The organism is Pseudomonas uvaldensis (assembly GCF_021271205.1).
GTDB classification, from domain to species: domain Bacteria; phylum Pseudomonadota; class Gammaproteobacteria; order Pseudomonadales; family Pseudomonadaceae; genus Aquipseudomonas; species Aquipseudomonas uvaldensis.
Window position 1 is genome coordinate 13475 of the sequence record NZ_JAIWKS010000012.1, and the last position, 22816, is coordinate 36290.

The following is a 22816-nucleotide window of genomic DNA, read 5'->3' on the forward strand; positions in this document are numbered from 1 at the left end:
ATGAATGCTGAAGACGCCTTGAAACTTGCTCGCCGGTTTATCGGGTTGCCCCTGGAAAAGCGCCGGATGTTCCTGGCGGCGCTGGAGAAGGAGGGCGTGGAATTCAGCGGTTTCCCGATTCCTCAGGGCGTCGAGGCCGAGGATCGCCGGGCCCTGTCCTATGCCCAGCAGCGCATGTGGTTTCTCTGGCAATTGGACCCCCACAGCGGCGCCTACAACCTGCCGGGAGCGGTGCGGCTCAAGGGGGGCTTGAATCTGCCGGCACTGGAGCAGGCGTTCGCCACCCTGATGGCCCGTCACGAAACCCTGCGCACGGTGTTCCAGCGCCAGGCGGATGACAGTCTTTTGCAAGTGCCCATGACGGCACCGCTGGTGATCGAGCAAGAGGATTTCGCTGCGTTACCCGCCGACGAGCGCGAGCGGGCGGTGGCCCAGGCGGCTCAGCAACAGTCGCTGCTGCCGTTCGATCTGGCGGTCGGGCCGCTGTTGCGGGTCAAGCTGCTCAAGCTCGCTGAGCAAGAGCATGTGTTGCTGTTGACCTTGCACCACATCGTCTCGGACGGCTGGTCGATGAACGTGCTGATCGACGAATTCATTCGCTGCTACGACGCCCATGAAGCGGGGCAGGCACCGCGACTCGCGCCGTTGCCGGTCCAGTACAGCGACTACGCCCTGTGGCAGCGCCGCTGGCTCGAAGCGGGCGAACAGGCGCGGCAACTGGAATACTGGCAGGCGCAACTGGGCGACGAGCATCCGGTCCTCGAACTGCCCACCGATCATGCGCGCCCGGTGATGCCGAGCTATCGCGGCAGCCGTCATGAGTTCGCCATCGATGGCGTCCTGGCCGATCAACTGCGCAGCGCTGCCCAGCAGCAGGGCGTCACCCTGTTCATGTTCCTGCTCGGTGCGTTCAATGTGCTACTGCATCGCTACAGCGGCCAATGCGACATCCGTGTCGGCGTGCCAATCGCCAACCGCAATCGTGATGAAATCGAAGGCTTGATCGGCTTTTTCGTCAACACCCAGGTACTGCGCACCCCGCTCGACGGGCAGACGCGGGTTGTCGATTTGCTTCGAACCGTCAAAGAGGCGGCCCTCGGTGCCCAGGCCCATCAGGAACTGCCTTTCGAACGTCTGGTCGAGGCTTTGAAACTGGAGCGCAGCCTCAGCCATACGCCGCTGTTCCAGGTGATGTACAACCACCAGCCGCACGTGGCCGATATCACCACGATCAGCACCGCGTCCGGGCTGGAATTGGGCATGATCGACTGGCAAGGCCGAACCACCCAGTTCGACCTGACCCTGGACACCTTCGAGAAGGCCGGCAAGCTGCACGCCGCGCTGACGTACGCCAACGACTTGTTCGAAGCCGCGACTATCGCACGCATGGCGCGGCATTGGCTGCGCTTGCTGGCGGCGATGGTTGCCGACCCGTTGCAACGCATCGGCGAACTGCCGCTGCTCGATGCCGACGAGCACCAGGCACTGGTGCACGATTGGAACGCCACCGCCCAGCGCTACCCGACCGACCGGTGCATGCATCAGTTGATTGAAGCGCAGGTGGCGTGCACTCCGGACTCGGTGGCGGTGTCGTTCGGCGAGCACAGCCTGACCTACGCCCAGCTCGACGCCCGCGCCAATCAACTGGCCCATCTGCTGCGTGAGCGCGGCGTACGGCCTGACAGCCTGGTGGGGATCTGCGTCGAACGCTCGGTGGAGATGGTGGTCGGGCTGCTGGCGATTCACAAGGCTGGCGGCGCCTACGTGCCGCTGGACCCGGAGTACCCACGGGAGCGCCTGGCCTACATGATCGAAGACAGTGGCATCGCCTTGCTGCTGACCCAGGGCTCGCTGTTGGCGGAGCTGCCCACCGAGGGCGTGGCCGTGATCCTGCTCGATCAACCGGCCGGCTGGCTCGATGGCTACAGCGAGGGTCGGCCCGAGGTGGCGGTCGATCCGCTGAACCTGGCCTATGTGATCTACACGTCCGGCTCCACCGGTCGGCCCAAGGGCGCGGGCAACAGCCACGCGGCGTTGGTCAACCGCTTGTGCTGGATGCAGCAGGCTTACGGCCTCGACGGCAGCGACGCGGTATTACAGAAAACCCCGTTCAGCTTCGACGTGTCGGTGTGGGAGTTCTTCTGGCCGCTGATGACCGGTGCGCGTTTGGTGATGGCCGCGCCAGGGGTACACCGCGACCCGTTGCAGTTGATCGAGACCATCAACCGATACGGCATCAGTACGCTGCACTTCGTGCCGTCGATGCTGCAGGCGTTTATTCATGAGCCGGGGGTCGAAGCCTGCGCAGGACTCAAGCGCATCGTTTGCAGTGGTGAAGCTTTGCCGCTGGATGCCCAGCATCAGGTCTTCGCCAAATTGCCTGACGTGGGGCTCTACAACCTCTACGGTCCGACCGAAGCGGCCATCGACGTGACCCACTGGACCTGTGTCGACGAAGGCGCCTCCATCGTGCCGATCGGGCAGCCGATCGCCAACCTGCGCACCCACGTGCTCGATGCTCAATTGAAACCCGTGCCTTGGGGTGTGTCAGGCGAGTTGTACCTGGGTGGGGCAGGGCTGGCGCGTGGTTATCACCGACGTGCGGCGCTGACCGCCGAGCGCTTCGTGCCGTGCCCCTTCCAGGCCGGCGAGCGCCTGTACCGCACCGGTGACCGCGTACGCCAGCGCGCCGACGGCGTGATCGAATACCTTGGCCGCCTCGACCATCAGGTCAAATTGCGCGGCCTGCGCATCGAACTGGGCGAAATCGAAACCCGGCTGGCGCAACACCCGCTGGTACGTGAAGCAGTGGTGCTGGTGCAGGACGGCAAGCACCTGGTGGGTTATCTGGTGCTGGAAAATCCCGAGCCGCCGGAGCAGTGGCAACAGGACGTCAAGGCCTGGTTGCTGGGCAGCCTGCCGGAATACATGGTGCCGACCTACCTGATGCCCTTGGACAGGCTGCCGGTCACGGCCAACGGTAAGCTGGACCGCAAGGCCTTGCCGCAACCGGATGCCGCACCGCAGCAAGTCTTCGTCGCGCCACAGGATGCGCTGCAAATCGCGTTGGCCGAGATATGGCGGGACGTCCTGGGGCTGGAGCGGGTCGGCCTCGAAGACAACTTCTTCGAGCTGGGCGGTGATTCGATCATTTCCATCCAAGTGGTGAGCCGTGCGCGACAGCTCGGTATTCACATCAACCCACGGGATCTGTTCCAGCACCAGACCGTGCGCACCCTGGCGCGGGTCGCGAGCGTCGATCATCAGAGTATCGATCATCAGAGCGCCGTGGACCAGGGACCGGTCACCGGCGATGCCCTGCTCGGCCCAATCCAGCAGCAGTTTTTCTCGCGGTCGATGCAGGCCCGCGAGCACTGGAACCAATCGTTATTGCTGAGCCCTCGCGAGCCCTTGAATGAACAATGGCTCGATGCGGCGCTGACCTGCGTGATCAATCATCACGACGCCCTGCGCCTGCGCTTTGTCGAAGACGCGGACGGTTGGCGGCAAGTCCATGGGCCGCTGCTGCAAAGCGCCGGCCTGTGGCTGCGCGATGCCCAATCCGTCGAGCAGTTGAATGCTCTGTGCGACGACGCGCAGCGCAGCCTCTCCCTGGAAGAAGGGCCGCTGGTGCGGGCCATGCTGGTCAATCTGGTCGATGGCAGTCAGCGGCTGGCGCTGGTCATCCATCACTTGGTGGTGGACGGCGTGTCATGGCGTGTATTGCTGGAAGATTTGCAGCAGGCCTACGAGCAGTTGGCGGCGGGTGGCGGCGTTACGCTACCGGCCAAGACCAGTGCGTTCCAGGACTGGACCGCCCGCCTGAGCGCCGAAGCGTCGCGTTTCGACGACCAGTTGGCCTATTGGAAAGCCCAGCACCAGGGCGCGCAGGACCTGCCATGCGACCGCCCGCAAGGCAGCCTGGAAAATGTCCATGGTGCGAAGATCCAATGGCGTCTGGACGCCGAACCAACCCGGCAATTGCTGCAACAGGCACCCGCGGCCTACCGCACCCAAGTCAACGACCTGCTGCTGACCGCGCTGGCTCGCACCGTTAGCCGCTGGAGCGGGCAGCCGGGCACGCGGGTGGAATTGGAAGGTCATGGCCGTGAAGACCTGTTCGATGACATCGACCTGACCCGGACGGTGGGCTGGTTCACCAGCCTGTACCCGGTGAAGCTGACCGCCACCGATGATCTCGGCGGTTCGATCAAATCGATCAAGGAGCAGTTGCGCGGTGTTCCGGACAAAGGTCTGGGGTACGGCGTGCTGCGCTATCTGGCCGCGCCTGCGGTGCAAGCCGAACTGACGGATCTGCCGCCCGCGCGCATCACCTTCAACTACCTGGGCCAGTTCGACCGCCAGTTCGATGAGTCGGCGCTGTTCGTGCCGTCCGGCGAAGGCAGTGGCGTCGCGCAGGATCCCACGGCGCCACTGGCCAACTGGCTGACCGTGGAAGGGCAGGTGTATGGCGGCGAGCTGACGATGAGCTGGGGGTTCAGCCGCGAGATGTTCGACAATGCGACCGTGCAGCAATTGGTCGACCAGTACGCCGTCGAGCTGAAGGCACTGATCGAACATTGTGCCCAACTGGCCGTGCCGCAAGCCACACCGTCGGATTTCCCGCTGGCGCGCATCACCCAGGCGCAACTCGACGGATTGCCTGTACCCAGCGGTCAACTCGACGACCTGTATCCGCTGTCGCCCATGCAGCAAGGGCTGCTGTTCCACACCCTCTACGAGCAGGCCGCAGGCGAATACGTCAACCAACTGCGGGTGGACGTGCAAGGCCTGGATGCCGAGCGTTTCCGCGGGGCGTGGCAGGCGTGCGTCGATGCGCAGGACATCCTGCGCAGCGGCTTCGTCTGGCAGGGCGACTTGCAGCAACCGTTGCAGATGGTCCACAAGCAGGTCCCGGTACCCTTCACGGTGCTGGACTGGCGTGACCGTGCCGAGCAGCCGCAGGCCCTTGCCGCGCTGGCCGAGGATGAGCGAGCGAAAGGCTTCGATCTGAGTCAGGCGCCATTGCTGCGCCTGGTGCTGGTGCGGACCGAAGCCGAACGTTGGCATCTGATCTACACCCACCATCACATCCTGATGGACGGCTGGAGCAACGCCCAACTGCTGGGCGAAGTGCTGCAGCGCTACAGCGGTCGCGTGCCCGCCGCCGGTGTCGGTCGCTACCGCGACTACATCGCCTGGCTGCAACGCCAGGACCCTCAACGCAGCGAGGCGTTCTGGGACGCGCAACTGGCGACCCTGCAAGAGCCGACCCGCCTGGCGCGGGTGATGTCCGCCGGCGAAAGCCAGCATGGCCATGGCGATCATTTCCAGACCCTGGATGCCACCCGGACCCAGGCACTGGAGCTGTTCGCCCGCCAGCAGAAAGTCACCCTCAACACGCTGGTGCAAGCGGCATGGCTGCTGTTGCTGCAACGCTACACCGGCCACGACAGCGTTGCCTTCGGTGCCACCGTGGCGGGGCGTCCGGCGGATGTGCCGGGCGTCGAGCAGCAAGTGGGGTTGTTCATCAACACCTTGCCGGTCATCGCTGCGCCGCGTCCGGATCAATCGGTCGGTGAATGGCTGCAAGCGGTGCAGGCGCAGAATCTGAGCCTGCGGGAGTTCGAGCACACGCCGTTGGCGGACATCCAGCGTTGGGCCGGGCAGGGCGGCGAGGCGCTGTTCGACAACATCCTGGTGTTCGAAAACTACCCGGTTGCCCAGGCCCTGCAGGACAGCGCCGGGCAAGGGCTGGTGTTCGGCGAGGTCGTTCATCGGGAGCAGACCCATTACCCGTTGAGCGTAGCCGTGACCCTCGGCCAGACGTTGGCGCTGCACTACAGCTTCGAACGGGCATATTTCAGCCCGACGGCCATCGACGAGATCAGCGTGCATCTGACCCACCTCCTGGAAGCCTTCGCTGAATCGGCGACCCGCAACCTGGGGCAGATCGCCCTGGTCAGCGACGCAGAACAGGCCCGTCAGCAGGTTGCGAACCATCCGCAGCCATACCCGACCGATCTCTCCGTGCATCAACGAATCGCCCAATGGGCGGCGCTCAAGCCCCACCGCACAGCGGTTATTTTCGACGGACAACGGTTCAGCTATGGCGAGATCGAGCGTCGGGCCAATCAACTGGCCCACGCGCTGATCGCCCGAGGCGTCGGCCCGGAAACCCGCGTCGGCGTGGCCTTGCCCCGCAGCGAAGGGGTGATCGTCGCGCTGCTGGCGGTGCTCAAGGCCGGCGGTGCCTATGTGCCGCTGGACACCCAGTATCCTCGCGAACGACTGGCGTACTTGATCGATGATTCGGGGTTGGCGCTGTTGCTGACCGATTCGCGGGTATCGGCGCAGCTGCCGCTTGAGGGGGCCGCCCAGGTGCTGGAACTCGATAGCCTGGACCTGCGTCAACACCCTCTCGATGCGCCCGATGTCCAGGTCGATCCGCAAAACCTGGCCTACGTGATCTACACCTCCGGCTCTACCGGCAACCCCAAGGGCGTGAGCGTGGCCCATGGTCCGCTGACAATGCACTGCCAGGCCATCGGCGAACGCTATGAAATGCGTGACAGCGACTGTGAATTCCACTTCATGTCCTTCGCCTTCGATGGCGCCCATGAACGCTGGCTCACCAGCCTGACCCATGGCGCTTCGCTGTTGATTCGCGACGACAGTTTGTGGACCCCGGAACAGACCTGTCAGGCGATGCGCGAGTACGGCGTGACCGTGGCGGCCTTCCCACCGGTGTACCTGCAACAGTTGGCCGAACAGGCCGAACGCGAGGGCAACCCGCCCAAGATGCGCGTCTATTGCTTTGGCGGCGACGCGGTGCCCAACGCCGGTTTCGAACGGGTCAAGCGCGCCCTCGACCCGGACTTCATCATCAACGGCTATGGCCCGACCGAAACCGTGGTCACCCCGCTGATCTGGAAAGCCGGTCGAGACGTGACCTGCGGCGCCGCATATGCGCCCATCGGCAGCCGCATCGGCGACCGTAGCGCCTACGTGCTGGACGCGGACTTGAACCTGCTGCCCCAAGGCATGGCCGGTGAGCTTTACCTGGGCGGCACGGGCCTGGCCCGGGGTTACCTGAACCGTCCGGGATTGACGGCTGAGCGTTTTGTCGCTGACCCGTTCAGTGTCGGTGGCTTGCTGTATCGCACCGGCGACCTGGTGCGCCAACGGGCCGACGGCACCTTCGACTATCTGGACCGCATCGATAACCAGGTGAAGATCCGCGGTTTCCGTATCGAGCTGGGCGAGGTCGAGGCCAGCCTGCAAGCCCTGGAGGGCGTGCGCGAAGCGGTGGTCGTGGCCCAGGAAGGCGCTGCCGGCAGCGGCAAGCGCCTGGTGGGTTATGTGGTGGCAGACGAGTCGGTCAGCGCGCCTGAGGCGTTCGCCGGGCAACTGCGCGAACAGCTCCAGGCGACGTTACCGGCGCACATGGTCCCAGCGTATCTGCTGGTGCTCGAATGCCTGCCCCTGACCCCCAACGGCAAGCTCGACCGCAAGAACCTGCCCAAACCCGACGTCGGCCAATTGCAGCAGGACTATGTGGCGCCACGCAGTGCGCTGGAACGGCAACTGGCGTCCATCTGGCAGGACGTGCTCAAGCTCGGTCGGGTGGGGCTGCGGGACAACTTCTTCGAGCTGGGCGGCGATTCCATCGTGTCGATCCAGGTGGTCAGCCGCGCCCGTCAGGCCGGCATTCACTTCACACCGAAGGATCTGTTCCAGCACCAGACCCTCGAAGCACTGGCCACCGTGGCGCAGACCGGCGCGGCGGCGCCAGTGATCGACCAGCAGCCGGCAACCGGCGAAACCGCGCTGCTGCCGATTCATCAATGGTTCTTCGCCCAACCGATTCCCGACCGCCACCATTGGAACCAGTCGGTGATGCTCAAGCCGACCCAGGCGCTGGACGCTTCTGTGCTGGAGCAGGCCTTGCAGGCGCTGGTCGCCCATCACGACAGCCTGCGCCTGGAATTCATCGAGCAAGGCGAAGGCTGGACCGCGCGCTACCGTGATGTGGACACACGGGCCGCCGGACCGTTGGTCTGGCAGGCCGAAGTGACTGACCTTGCCGCGCTCCAAGATCTGGGCAACCGGGCCCAACGCAGCCTGCAACTGAGCGGTGATACGCTGCTGCGGGCGGTGCTGGCGAACCTCGCCGATGGCACTCAACGGCTGCTGCTGATCGTGCATCACCTGGTGGTGGACGGTGTGTCCTGGCGAATCCTGTTCGAAGACCTGCAAAGCGCTTATCGGCAGCTTCAGGCCGGCGCAGCGCTGCACCTGCCGGCCAGGACCAGCGCTCTCAAGCGCTGGACCGAAGCGTTGCGGGACTATGCCGCCAGCGCCACGTTGCAGGCCGAATCGGGCTTCTGGCAACAGCAGTTACACGGTGTTGGGGCTGCGTTGCCTTGGGACCACCCTGAGGGCGGGCAGCAGCATAGCCACGCGCATGTGGTGCGCAGCCAACTGGACAAAACCCTGACCCGACAACTGCTGCAACACGCCCCGGCAGCCTATCGCACCCAGGTCAACGACCTGCTGCTCACCGCCCTGGCGCGGGTGATGGTGCGCTGGACCGGCGACGACAGTGTGTTGGTGCAACTGGAGGGCCACGGTCGGGAAGATCTGTTTGCCCACATCGACCTGACCCGCACCGTCGGCTGGTTCACCAGCCTGTACCCGGCGCGGCTGACGCCCGTCGCCGACCTCGGCAGTTCGCTGAAGCAGATCAAGGAACAGCTGCGGGCCATTCCCCACAAAGGCATCGGCTTCGGAGCCCTGGCGCACCTGGGCGATGCCGACACGCGTCGAGCCTTGCAGGGCTTGCCGACACCATCACTGACGTTCAACTACCTGGGCCAGTTCGATGCCAGTTTCAATGGCCGCGACGACGCGTTGTTCGTGCCCACCGGTGAAAGCGGCGGTGAAGAGCTGAACCTGCAAGGCCCGCTGGGCAGCCCGCTGGCGCTGGACGGCAAGGTGCTCGATGGCGAGCTGGCGCTGAGCTGGACATTCAGCGGCGAGCGGTTCGACGTCGCGACCATCCAACGCCTGGCGGATGACTACCAGCAGGAACTGACCGCGCTGATCGTCCATTGCTGTGACAGCGCTCATGGCGGTGTAACGCCCTCGGATTTCCCCTTAGCGCGTCTGTCCCAGGCGCAATTGGATGCTCTGGTTCTGCAATCCCGGGCCGTCGAGGACATTTATCCACTGTCGCCGATGCAGCAGGGGATGCTGTTTCACAGCGTCTATGGCGAGGCCGGTGGCGACTACATCAACCAATTGCGCCTGGACGTCGAGGGGCTGGATCCGGAGCGCTTCCGCCAGGCCTGGCAGGCGGCGGTGGACGCCCATGACATTCTGCGCACTCAGTTCGTCTGGTTGGGGGATCTGCCGGAGCCGCTGCAAAGGGTCAGCAAACACCTGGAACTGCCTTACCGCCTGCATGACCTGCGGGACGCTGCGCAGGGCGATGAAACCTTGCAGGCGCTGGCCGATGCCGAGCGTCGGCAATTGACGCTGGACTCGCCGGCTCTGTTGCGGCTGACCATCGTGCGCCTCGATGAACAGCGCTACCACCTGATCTACACCCATCACCACATCCTGATGGACGGTTGGAGCAACTCGCAGTTGCTCGGCGAGGTGTTGCAACGCTACAGCGGCCAGCGTGTCGCCGTGCAGAGCAGCCGCTATCGGGATTACATCGCCTGGTTGCAACGCCAGGACGCCGCCGCTGGCGAAGCGTTCTGGAAAACCGCGCTGCAACGCCTGGAGGCACCGACGCGGCTGGCCGACACCATGCCTCGGTCGGAAGCTCGGTCGGAAGACAGTGGCGTCGGTTACGGCGACCATGTCCAGTTGCTCGATGAGCCGCTGACCCGGCGCCTGGAGGCGTTCGCCCGTACGTCGAAAGTCACCGTCAATACCCTGGTGCAAGCGGCATGGCTGCTGCTGTTGCAACGTTACACCGGCAAGGCCACCGTGGCCTTCGGCGCGACCGTGGCCGGTCGTCCGGCGGACTTGCCGGGTATCGAAGAGCAGATCGGCCTGTTCATCAACACGCTGCCGGTGATCGCCAGCCCACGGGCCGAGCAATCCCTGGACAGCTGGTTGCAAGCGGTACAAGGGCAGAACCTGGCGCTGCGGGAGTTCGAGCACACCGCGCTGCTCGACATCCAACGCTGGGCCGGGCAGGGCGGTGACGCGCTGTTCGACAGCCTGCTGGTGTTCGAGAACTACCCGATTGCCCAGGCCCTGGAACAGGGCGCGCCGCAAGGCCTGCGCTTCGGCCCGGCGACCACTCGGGAGCAGACCAGTTATCCATTGACCTTGCTGGTGAGCCTGGATCGGCAGTTGTCGGTGCACATGAGCTATCAGCGCGCCTGTTTCCAGCCCGACACCGTGGCGCGGCTGGCGGCGCATCTGGCCCAACTCCTGGGGCAGATGACCGGCCAGGGCGAACGTTGCCTGGGGCAGTTGTCGATGCTCGGGTTCGATGAGCATCAGCGCCTGACCCACGACTGGAACCCGATTGACGCACCGTTCGAGCAAACACTGTGCGTGCACGAGGTGATCGCTCGCCAGGCCGAAGCCGCGCCGGATGCCCTGGCAGTGATCTTCGCCGATACCCGCATGAGCTACAGCGAGCTGGATGGCCGCGCCAATCGCCTGGCCCACAAGCTCATCGAACTGGGCGTGGGCCCGGAGGTTCGGGTGGGCGTGGCGATGCCGCGCTCCGAACACCTGCTGGTCGCCTTGCTGGCAGTGCTCAAGGCCGGCGGCGCCTACGTGCCGTTGGACCCGGATTACCCGGCAGAACGCGTGGCCTACATGCTCGACGACAGCCGTGCCCGTGTGCTGCTGACCGAGCAGGCCGTGGCGATGACCTTGAGCGTGCCGGTCGACACGACGGTGCTGATGCTCGACCGGCTCGACCTGACGCCGTATCCACTGAGCGCGCCAAGTACCCCGGTCAGCCCGGACAACCTCGCCTATGTGATCTACACCTCCGGCTCCACCGGCAAGCCCAAGGGCGTGGCGATTGCCCATCGCAACGTGCTGGCATTGATCGACTGGTCCCGTTCGGTCTACAGCCGTGACGACATCCAGGGGGTACTGGCTTCGACCTCGGTGTGCTTCGATCTGTCGGTGTGGGAGCTGTTCGTGACCCTGGCCAATGGCGGCTCACTGGTCATCGCCCGCAATGCCCTGGAGCTGCCGCACCTGCCGGCGCGGGATCAGGTGCGACTGGTCAACACCGTACCGTCGGCCATCGCCGCGTTGCAGCGCAGCGGCGATATCCCGGCCAGCGTGCGCATCATCAACCTGGCGGGCGAGCCACTGAAGCAGAGCCTGGTGGAGGCGCTGTATCAGTCGACCCGCGTCGAACACGTCTACGACCTCTACGGCCCTTCCGAAGACACCACCTATTCCACCTGGGCGCGGCGCTCCGTCGACGGCACGGCGAACATCGGCCGTCCCCTCAAGCACACGGCCAGCTACCTGTTGGATGCCGGTCTGCAGCCGGTGCCCCAGGGAGTACCGGCGGAGCTGTACCTGAGCGGCGCGGGCATCACCCGTGGCTACCTCGGGCGAGCGGCGATGACCGCCGAGAAGTACGTCCCCAATCCGTTCTCTACCACCGGCGAGCGCCTGTACCGCACCGGTGACTTGTGCCGTTACCGCGCCGATGGCGTGCTCGAATACCAGGGACGCATCGACCATCAGGTGAAGATCCGTGGCTTCCGCATCGAGCTGGGGGAAATCGAAGCGCGGCTGCTGGCTCAACCGGAGGTACGCGAGGTGGCCGTCCTGGCCCAGGACGCGCCGGGAGGCCCGCAACTGGTGGCCTACGTGGTGGCGCCTGCGCTGGACCGGGACGCCGAAGACCTGCGTGCAGTGCGCGACCGACTCAAGGGCGGACTCAAGGAGCATCTGCCCGACTACATGGTCCCGGCCCACCTGCTGTTCCTCGACCAACTGCCCATGACCCCGAACGGCAAGCTCGACCGCAAGGCCTTGCCCGCCGTGGAGAGCGGCCTGTCGCAGGCCGGTTATGTGGCCCCGGCCAGTGAACGGGAACAACAGGTCGCGGCGATCTGGGCCCAGGTGCTCACGGTGGAGCGCGTCGGCCTGAACGATCACTTCTTCGAGCTGGGCGGTCATTCGCTGCTGGCGGTCAACGCCGTCTCGCGCATGGCGCTCGAACTGGGGCTGACCCTGACCCCGCAACTGATTTTCCAGCACCCCGTCCTGAAGGATTTCGTCGCGCAACTCGACTCCGGCGGCGGGCCAATCAATGAACAGAAACTGAACAAGCTGGAAGCCCTGCTTGATGAAATGGAGGAAGTCTGATGGACAAGAGTGTTGCTTTGAGGATTGCCAAGCGCTTTATCACTCTGCCGCTGGACAAACGCAGGCTGTACCTGGAAAAGATGCTCGAAGAGGGCGTCTCGCCGGCCAACCTGCCGATCCCCGAGGTGCGCTCCGGGTTCGAGGATATCCCGCTGTCCTACGCCCAGGAACGCCAATGGTTCCTGTGGCAGATGGATCCCCTCAGCCCGGCTTATCACATTCCCAGTGCCCTGCGCCTCAAAGGTCGGCTGGACGTGCCGGCCCTGGAGCGCAGCTTCAATGCGCTGGTCGAACGCCATGAGAGCCTGCGCACCACCTTCATCGAGCGGGACGAGCAGACCGTGCAGGTTATCCACCGACAGATGCCGCTGCGTATCAGCCTCGAATCCTTGCCCGCGAATTCCCCGGCCAGTCAGGACGACAGCATCAAGGCCTTCGTCGAGGCTGAAACCGCACGCCCGTTCGACCTGCGCCAGGGGCCGTTGCTGCGGGTTTCCCTGTTGAAAGTCGCCGAAGACGACCATGTGCTGGTGCTGATCCAGCACCACATCATTTCCGACGGCTGGTCTATGCAGGTGCTGGTCGATGAGCTGGTCCGTCACTATGGCGCCGAGACTGTCGGCACGCCGCTGTCGTTACCGGAATTGCCCTTGCAGTACGCCGACTACGCCATCTGGCAGCGCCATTGGCTGGAGGCCGGCGAGCGTGAGCGGCAGTTGGCCTACTGGGTCGAGACGTTGGGCGATGAACAGCCGGTGCTGGAGTTGCCTCTGGATCATCCGCGCCCGCCCGTGCAGAGCTTCCGTGGCGCACGGCTGGACCTGGACCTGCCGCCGCCATTGGTCACAGCGCTCAAGCAACTGGCCCAACGCGAAGGGGCCAGCCTGTTCATGGTGCTGCTGGCGTCGTTCCAGGCCTTGCTGCACCGCTACAGCGGCCAGCCGCAGATCCGCGTCGGCGTGCCGGTGGCCAACCGTAACCGGGTCGAGACCGAGCGCCTGATCGGCTTTTTCGTCAACACCCAGGTGCTCAACGCCCATGTCGACGGACAACTGCCTTTCGATCGTTTGCTCGATCAGGTCAAGCGATCAGCCATGGCCGCCCAGGCCCATCAGGACTTGCCCTTCGAGCAGTTGATCGAGGCGCTGCAACCGGAGCGCAGCCTCAGCCACAGCCCGATTTTCCAAGTGATGTTCAACCACCAGACCGCCCGCGACGTCCAGGACCGGCAAGTGCAACTGCCGCAACTGGGCATCGAGGACCTGGTGTGGGAAGGGCGCACCGCCCAGTTCGATCTGACGTTGGGCACGTATGAAACCGAGCAGGGTGTCGCCGCGGAATTGACCTACGCCACCGACCTCTTCGAACCACAGACCATCGAACGGCTGGCCCGGCACTGGCAGCAGCTGCTGCAAGGCATTGTCGAGGCGCCGCAGCAACGGATCGGTGAACTGCCGCTGCTGGACAGCGACCAGCAGCGCCAGACGCAGCAGGACTGGCGTCGGACGGTGGACCACGGCGTTGAGCTTGAATGCGTGCATCAACGCATCGCCGAGCAGGCCTCCCAGACCCCGGACGCCTTGGCGCTGACAATCGATGGAGAGGCCCTGACCTACAGGCAACTGGACAGGCGCGCCAACCAACTCGCCCATCGTTTGATCGCCCTGGGCGTGACGCCCGGCCAGCCAGTGGGCATCGCGCTGGAGCGCAGCGTCGAGATGATCGTCGGGCTGCTGGCGATCCTCAAGGCCGGCGGTGCCTACGTGCCGTTGGACCCGGCGTACCCCGAGGATCGCCTGGCCTACATGATTCAGGACAGCGGCATCCGGTTGCTGTTGACCCAGGCCCGCTTGCAGGCGGTGTTGCCTATTCCAGCGACCCTCCCGGCCCTGTTGCTGGACCAACCCGACGCCACGCTACAGGAGGCCTGCGACGCATGCCCGAGGGTACCCCTCACTGGCGAGCATCTGGCCTACGTGATCTACACCTCCGGTTCCACCGGCAAACCCAAGGGCGTGATGGTGCGCCACGGGGCATTGAGCAACTTCGTCACCAGCATGATCGCCCAACCCGGCCTGACGGCCGACGACCGCATGCTGTCGCTGACCACATTCTCCTTCGACATCTTTGGCCTGGAGATCTATGGCCCGCTGTGCGCCGGCGCCAGCGTGGTGCTGACCGGCCAGAACGTGCACCAGGATCCGCAAGCGGTACTGGAGTTGATCGCACGTCACGATGTCACCGTGTTGCAAGCCACGCCTTCGAGCTGGCGCATGCTGCTGGATCATGAACAGGCGCCGCTGCTGGCCGGGCGTACCTTCCTCTGCGGCGGCGAAGCGTTGCCCCAGGAACTGGCGCAACGGCTGCTGACGCTGTCGCCCAGGGTCTGGAACCTCTATGGCCCGACCGAGACCACCATCTGGTCGGCGGTGCATCCGTTGAGCCCCGAAAACAGCCGTCCGTTCCTGGGTAAACCCCTGGACAACACAGCGCTGTACATCGTCGGCAGCGACCTGACCCTCAACCCGCCCGGCGCGCCGGGTGAATTGCTCATCGGTGGTGAAGGCCTGGCCCGCGGTTACTTCCAGCGTCCGGCCTTGACCGCCGAACGGTTTGTCCCGGACCCGTTTTCCACCCGCGGCGAGCGGCTGTACCGCACCGGCGACCTGACCCGCTATCGGGCCGAAGGCGTGGTCGAGTACCTCGGGCGCATGGATCATCAGGTCAAGATCCGTGGCCTGCGCATCGAGTTGGGTGAGATCGAAGCGGCGCTGTTGGCCCAGGACAGCGTGCGTGAAACCGTGGTGATCGCCCATGAAGGCCCGACTGGCGCGCAACTGGTGGGTTACGTGGTACCTGCCGTCAATCCGGGGGCGGATTACGAAGGCGAGGCCGCTGCGCGCACTGCACTCAAGGCTGCGCTCAAGGCGCAGTTGCCCGAGTACATGGTCCCGGCGCACCTGCTGTTCCTGGCGCAACTGCCGCTGACGCCCAATGGCAAAATCGACCGCAAGGCCTTGCCTGCCCCGGATGCCCGCGATGTGCAGCGGGCCTACGTGGCGCCCCGCAGCCACCGCGAGCAACAGGTGGCGGCGATCTGGCAAGAGATGCTCAAGCTCGAACGGGTAGGGCTGGAAGATAACTTCTTCGACCTGGGCGGCCACTCACTGTTGGTCACCCAAGTGGTGTCGCGGGTCCGGCGGGCACTGGGGATCGAAGTGCCGCTGCGCAGCCTGTTCGAACACAGCACGTTGCAGGATTTTGTCGGCGCCCTCGATGTCGACCGGGGCGAACACGCGCCGGCAATGGTGCCAGTGCCGCGAGACAAGCCGCTGCCGTTGTCGTTTGCCCAGGAGCGTCAATGGTTCCTGTGGAAAATGGACCCGGACAGCGCCGCCTACAATATTCCGACGGCCCTGCGCTTGCGCGGCGCGCTGGACAAGCTCGCCCTGCGTCGCAGCTTCGAAGCGCTGGTGGAGCGCCATGAAAGCTTGCGCACGGCATTCGTCGAAGACGATGGACGCACCTGCCAGGTGATCCGCCCGCAGGGCCAGGTCAGTTTCGTCGAGCAGCGCCTGGACGAACAAGACGAGGCCGCTATCCAGGCGTTCCTCGAACACCAGACCCAAGGCCCGTTCGATCTCATGAACGACGCGTTGCTGCGTGTGGCGTTGCTGGCGCTGGGCGACCGGGAGCACATCCTGGTACTGACCGTGCATCACATCGTCGCCGATGCCTGGTCGTTGCAGGTGATGGTCGATGACCTGATGAGCCTGTACTCGGCTTTCGTTCAGGAGCGACCTGTGCAGTTGCCTGCGTTGTCGGTGCAGTACGCCGACTATGCGGTCTGGCAGCGGCAATGGATGGAGGCCGGCGAGCGGGATCGCCAACTGGCCTACTGGACCGGGCAGTTGGGCGGCGAACAGCCGTTGCTGGAATTGCCCACCGACCATCCGCGTCCTGCGCAGCAAAGCCTGCGGGGCGCGCGTTTGCCCATTGTGATCGATCCTTCGTTGAGCGATGCCCTCAAGGCACTGGCCCGGCGGGAAAACGTCACGTTGTTCGTGCTCCTGCTCGGTACCTTCCAGGCCTTGTTGCATCGCTACAGCGGACAGTCCGACATTCGCGTCGGGGTGCCGATCGCCAACCGCCAGCGGCTGGAAACCGAGCGGTTGATCGGGTTCTTTGTCAATACCCAGGTGTTGCGAGGCCAATTCCACGGTGATCTGAGCGGGGCCGACCTGCTGCAACAGCTCAAGCAGACGGCCATGGCGGCGCAGATGCATCAGGACCTGCCGTTCGAGCAACTGGTCGATGCCTTGCAGCCGCAGCGTAATTTGAGCCACAGCCCGCTGTTCCAGGCGATGTTCAATCATCGCGCCGAAAACGTCGCCGCGTTCGCCGAAGCATTGCCGGGCCTGACGGTCGAACCTATTGGCTGGGCACAACGCACCGCCCAGTTCGACCTGAGCCTGGACACCGTCGACAGCCCGCAAGGCTTGCACGCGGCCCTGACCTACGCCACGGATTTGTTCGAACCGGCCACCATCGAACGCATGGGTCAGCATTGGCTCAACCTGTTGCAGAGTCTGGTGCAGGACCTGCATCGCCCCGTGGCGCAATGGACCTTGCTGGAGGCTGGAGAGCGTCGGCGGATGCTCGTCGACTGGAACGCGACGACGGTTCGCTACCCTCTCGAACGCACGGTGCAGGGGTTGATCGAAGAGCAGGTGCGCAGCAATCCGGATGCCCCGGCGCTGATCTTCGGCGAGCAACGTCTGACCTACGCCGACCTCAACGCCCGGGCCAATCGACTGGCTCACCGGCTGATCGATCAAGGCGTCGGCCCGGACGTGCTGGTGGGCATCGCCGTGGAGCGTTCCGTGGAGATGGTGCTAGGGCTGCTGGCGATCCTCAAGGCCGGCGGTGCCTACGTCCCGCTGGACCCGGAATACCCTCGTGAACGCCTGGCCTACATGTTCGAGGACAGCGGCATCGGCCTGCTGCTGACTCAGCAACACTTGTTGGATTCGCTGCCGATCCCGACAGGGATGCACAGCCTGGTGCTGGATCAACCTGACGATGGCCTGTATGCCGGTCGCGACAGCGATCCACAGGTCGACGTCCACGGTGAGAACCTGGCGTATGTGATCTACACCTCCGGTTCCACCGGCAAACCCAAGGGCGCGGGTAACCGCCATTCTGCGCTGGTCAACCGGCTGTGCTGGATGCAGCAGGCCTATGGGCTCGATGCCACGGACAGCGTGCTGCAAAAAACGCCGTTCAGTTTCGATGTGTCGGTGTGGGAATTCTTTTGGCCGCTGATGACCGGCTCCACCCTGGTGGTGGCCGCGCCGGGCGCTCATCGCGACCCGGCTCAACTGATCGAGCTGATCACCGCACACCGCATCACCACGCTGCACTTCGTCCCGTCGATGTTGCAGGCTTTCGTGCAAGATCCTCACGTGACCGATTGCACCAGCCTCAAGCGCATTGTTTGCAGCGGTGAAGCCCTGCCGGTGGATGCGCAGCAACAGGTGTTCGCCAAGCTGCCGACCGCCGGCCTGTACAACCTCTATGGCCCGACCGAGGCGGCCATCGACGTGACCCACTGGACGTGCGTCGAGGAAGGTCGCGACAGCGTGCCCATCGGCCAGCCGATTGCCAATCTGGGCACCTACATCCTGGACGATGAACTGGCCCCGGTGCCGGTGGGCGTAATAGGCGAGTTGTACCTGGCGGGCGAGGGCCTGGCCCGTGGTTACCACCGCCGCGCCGCGCTGACGGCCGAGCGCTTCGTCACCGGACCTTTCGGCCCGGGGCAGCGGCTGTACCGCACCGGTGACCTGGCGCGATACCGCGCCGATGGTGTGATCGAATACGCCGGGCGGATGGATCACCAGGTGAAGATCCGTGGCCTGCGCATCGAACTGGGCGAAATCGAGGCGCGCCTGGCCGAGCACGAAGACGTGCGCGAAACCGTCGTCATCGCCCAGGACGGTGCTCTGCTGGTGGCCTACGTGGTGCCGGCCCGCGTCGAGCTGCTGGCCGCCGATGACGCCGTTCGCCAGGCATTGCAAGAGCGCCTCAAGGATCACTTGAGCCGTGCCCTGCCCGATTACATGGTGCCGCAGCACTGGCTGTGGTTGGAAAAGATGCCGGTCAGCCCCAACGGCAAACTGGAGCGCAAGGCACTGCCCAAGGCCGATACCAGCGCCACGCCCAAAGCCTACATCGCACCGCGCACAGCCATCGAACAGGCGCTGGCCGACATCTGGCAAAGCGTGCTGGGGCGCGACCAGGTGGGCATCCAGGACAACTTCTTCGAGCTGGGGGGCGATTCGATCATCTCTATTCAGGTGGTCAGTCGGGCCCGCCAGGCCGGGATTCATTTCAGTCCCAAGGACCTGTTCGTCCACCAGACCATCCAGGGCCTGGCGGGTGTGGCGAGCAGGGGCGACGGCGGTCCGGGCATCGACCAGGGCCCGGTGACGGGCGATACGGTGCTGCTGCCGTTCCAACAGTTGTTCTTCGAACAGAACATGGCCGAGCCTCACCACTGGAATCAGTCGCTGCTGCTCAAGGGCAAGCGACCGGTAGACGCCGGGCATCTGGAGCAGGCGTTGCAGGCGCTGATGGCCCATCACGATGCCTTGCGGCTCGCGTTCATCCATGAGGATGACGGCTGGATCGCTCGCCATCGCACGCTCGCCGAGCAGCACACGGTCTGGCAACGATCGCCTCTGTTGTGGACCGCCGAAGTGGCCGATGCCTTGGCATTCGAGCCATTGGCCGAACAGGCCCAGCGCAGTCTTGCTCTGGACGGCGGCACGTTGTTGCGCGGCGTATTGGCGAACCTGGCCGATGGCAGCCAGAGGCTGTTGCTGGTGATCCATCACTTGGTGGTGGACGGCGTCTCCTGGCGCGTTCTGCTGGAAGATCTGCAGCAGGCTTATGCCCAACTGCAAGCCGGACAGACGCCGACGCTGCCCGTCAAGACCAGCTCCACCCAGGCCTGGGCGCAACGGTTGCAGACCCATGCCGGCAGTGCAGCGCTACAGGCCCAGATGGCTTATTGGCAAGATCAGTTGGAGGGCGCTCGCCCTGACCTGCCATGTGATCGCCCTCAGGGGGAAATGCTCAGATGCCATGCCGCGCAGGTCCAGACGCGTCTGGACAAGCATCAGACCCAACGCCTCTTGCAGCAAGCGCCGGCGGCTTATCGCACCCAGGTCAACGATTTGCTGCTGACGGCCTTGGCCCGGGTCATCGGCCGCTGGACCGCCGAAGCCTCGACCTTGATTCAACTGGAGGGGCATGGCCGCGAGGCGCTGTTCGACGACCTGGACCTGAGCCGTAGCGTGGGTTGGTTCACCAGCCTGTTCCCGGTGCGCCTGACCCCGGCGGCCACCGCGGCGGATTCGATCAAGGCCATCAAGGAACAATTGCGAGCTATCCCCGACAAGGGGCTCGGATTCGGCGTGCTGCGCTACCTGGGCGATGAGCAGACCCGTCGCACCCTGGCGGCGCTGCCCGTGCCGCGCATCACCTTCAACTATCTGGGCCAGTTCGACAACGGGTTCGCCGATGACACGGACGGGCTGTTCGTCCCGGCCAGTGAATCGTCGGGCACGGCACAAAGTCCCCTGGCGCCGCTGGACAACTGGCTGACGCTCAATGGCAGCGTCTACGGGGGCGAGCTGAGCATCGACTGGACCTTCAGTGTGCACATGTTCGACGAGGCGACCGTCCAGGCCCTGGCCTCGGATTATGGTCACGAGTTGCAGGTGTTGATCGAGCATTGCTGCCAGGCGCAGCACCAGGGCTTCACACCGTCGGACTTGCCGCTGGCCGGTTTGACCCAGGCCCAACTGGATGCCCTGGCCCTGGCGCCTCGGCAGGTCGAAGACCTCTATCCGTTGTCGCCCATGCAGCAGGGCATGCTGTTCCATACCCTCTATGAACAAGAGGCGGGTCACTACATCAATCAATTGCGGGTGGACGTCGAGGGGTTGGAAGTCGAGCGCTTCCGCCAGGCCTGGCAGGCCGTCATGGACGCCCATGAAGTGCTGCGCAGCCGCTTTACCTGGGAGGGCGACTTCAAGCGGGCCTTGCAGGTGGTGCATAAGCGAGTGGAAGTCCCGTTCCTGTTCCATGACTGGCACGCCAACCCCAGCCTGTCCACAGAACTGGACGCGCTGGCCCTGGACCAGCGCCAGCAAGGTTTCTCGCTGGACGCGGCGCCGTTGCTGCGCCTGGTGGTGGTGCGTGTGGCAGAGGACCGTTATCACCTGATTTACACCAGCCATCACATCCTCATGGACGGCTGGAGCCATTCGCAGTTGCTTGGTGAAGTGCTGCAACGCTACAGCGGCCAGGCACCGGCGCGGCCGGCCGGACGCTACCGGGACTACATCGAGTGGCTGTCGCTCCAGGATCCGTTGGCGAGCGAGCAGTTCTGGCGCACGCAACTGGCCGAGCTGGACGAACCGACGCAGCTGGCGGGGGCCTTTGCCCGGGACTCGCGCAGTGAGGCAGGCGTCGGCCATGGCGAGTACGAACAATCGCTCGACGAGCACGCCACCACGCGGTTGCACGCTTTTGCCCGAGAGCAGAAGGTGACGGTCAACACCCTGGTGCAAGCTGCCTGGCAGTTGTTGCTGCAACGCTGCACCGGGCAATCGGTGGTCGCTTTTGGCGCCACGGTGGCCGGCCGGCCCGCGTCCATTGCCGGCGTTGAGCAACAGATCGGGCTGTTTATCAACACCTTGCCGGTAATCGGAAGCCCACGGGCGGAGCACAGCGTCGGCCAATGGTTGCGGGAGGTCCAGGGACGAAACCTGAGCCTGCGTGAACATGAGCACACACCGCTGTTCGATATCCAGCGTTGGGCCGGACAGGGCGGTGCGGCACTGTTCGACACCTTGCTGGTGTTCGAGAACTACCCGGTGTCCCAGGCGCTGCAAGAGGGCGCTCCGGCCACATTGCGTTTCGGCGAGGTGGCGAACCATGAACAAACCAACTACCCGCTGACCCTGGCGGTGAACCTGGGTGAATCGCTGTCGCTGCTCTTGAGTTACCACCGCGCCAGCTTCGCGCCAGGGGACGTTGCCCGCATCGGCCAGCACCTGGTGCACCTGTTGGAGCAGATCGTTCTCGGCGGCGAGCGCAGGGTGGGGCAATTGTCATTGCTCGATGCCGGACAGCTGGCGGTTCAGCAGGGCTGGAACGCTACCGCCACTGCGTACCCGCTCGACCGCAGCGTGCATCGTCTGATCGAAGAACAGGTGGATAAAACCCCTCACGCCTGCGCGCTGGTCTTCGGCCAGCAACGGTTCGGTTATGCCGAACTCAACGCCCAGGCCAACCGCCTGGCCCATCGGTTGATGGCGCAGGGCGTCGGCCCGGATGTACTGGTGGGCATCGCCGTGGAGCGGTCGGTGGAAATGGTGGTCGGACTGTTGGCGATTCTCAAGGCCGGTGGTGCCTACGTGCCGCTGGACCCGGAATACCCTCAGGATCGCCTGGCCTACATGTTCGAAGACAGCGGCATCGGATTGCTGCTCACCCAGCGTCATCTGCTTGACCAACTGCCTGTGCCGACGGGTTTGCTCAGTCTGGTGCTGGATCAGCCGGGCGACTGGCTGGCCGGGTGCAGCGACGCCAATCCCGAGGTCGCCGTGCAAGGCGAAAACCTGGCCTACGTGATCTACACCTCCGGTTCCACTGGCAAGCCCAAGGGCGCCGGCAACCGCCATTCGGCCCTGGTCAACCGGTTGTGCTGGATGCAGGACGCCTACCGGCTGGACGCAGGCGACAGTGTGCTGCAAAAGACTCCCTTCAGCTTCGACGTATCGGTCTGGGAGTTCTTCTGGCCGTTGCTGACCGGCGCCACGTTGGTAATGGCGCCTCCAGGGGCTCATCGCGATCCGCAGCAGTTGATCGAGCTGATCACCGCGCAGCGGATCACCACCTTGCACTTCGTGCCGTCGATGTTGCAGGTATTCATGCAGGATCCGGCGGTCGGTCGTTGCCAGAGCCTGAAGCGGATTATTTGCAGCGGCGAAGCGCTGCCGGTGGATGCCCAACTGCAAGTGTTCGCCAAACTGCCGGCTGCCGGCCTGTACAACCTGTACGGCCCCACCGAAGCCGCCATCGACGTGACCCATTGGACCTGCGTCGATGAAGGTCGGGACGCGGTGCCGATCGGCCAGCCGATCGCCAACCTGGGCACGTTTATCCTCGACCACGACCTGTCGCCAGTGCCCGTGGGCGTGACGGGCGAGTTGTACCTGGGCGGTGAAGGCCTGGCGCGCGGCTACCATCGTCGCCCGTCGCTGACGGCCGAGCGATTCGTCACCAGCCCGTTCGGCGACGGTGCGCGGTTGTACCGGACCGGCGACCTGGCGCGCTATCGCGCAGATGGCGTCATCGAGTACGC

The 22816-nt window shown here is 64.8% G+C and carries 2 protein-coding genes (1 of these 2 only partly in view); both read left to right on the forward strand.

Features of this window, described 5'->3' with window-relative positions; translation table 11 throughout:
* Complete coding sequence (locus tag LCU97_RS22800; RefSeq protein ID WP_232777850.1) at positions 1-12375, forward strand: non-ribosomal peptide synthetase; 12375 nt, start codon at positions 1-3, stop codon at positions 12373-12375.
* Positions 12375-22816, forward strand: the 5' portion of a protein-coding gene (locus LCU97_RS22805; RefSeq protein WP_232777851.1) for a non-ribosomal peptide synthase/polyketide synthase. It continues 3097 nt past the right edge of the window; only the first 10442 of its 13539 coding nucleotides appear in the window; it begins with the start codon at positions 12375-12377; its stop codon lies beyond the right edge, outside the window. Before LCU97_RS22800 ends, LCU97_RS22805 begins: the two co-directional genes overlap by 1 nt.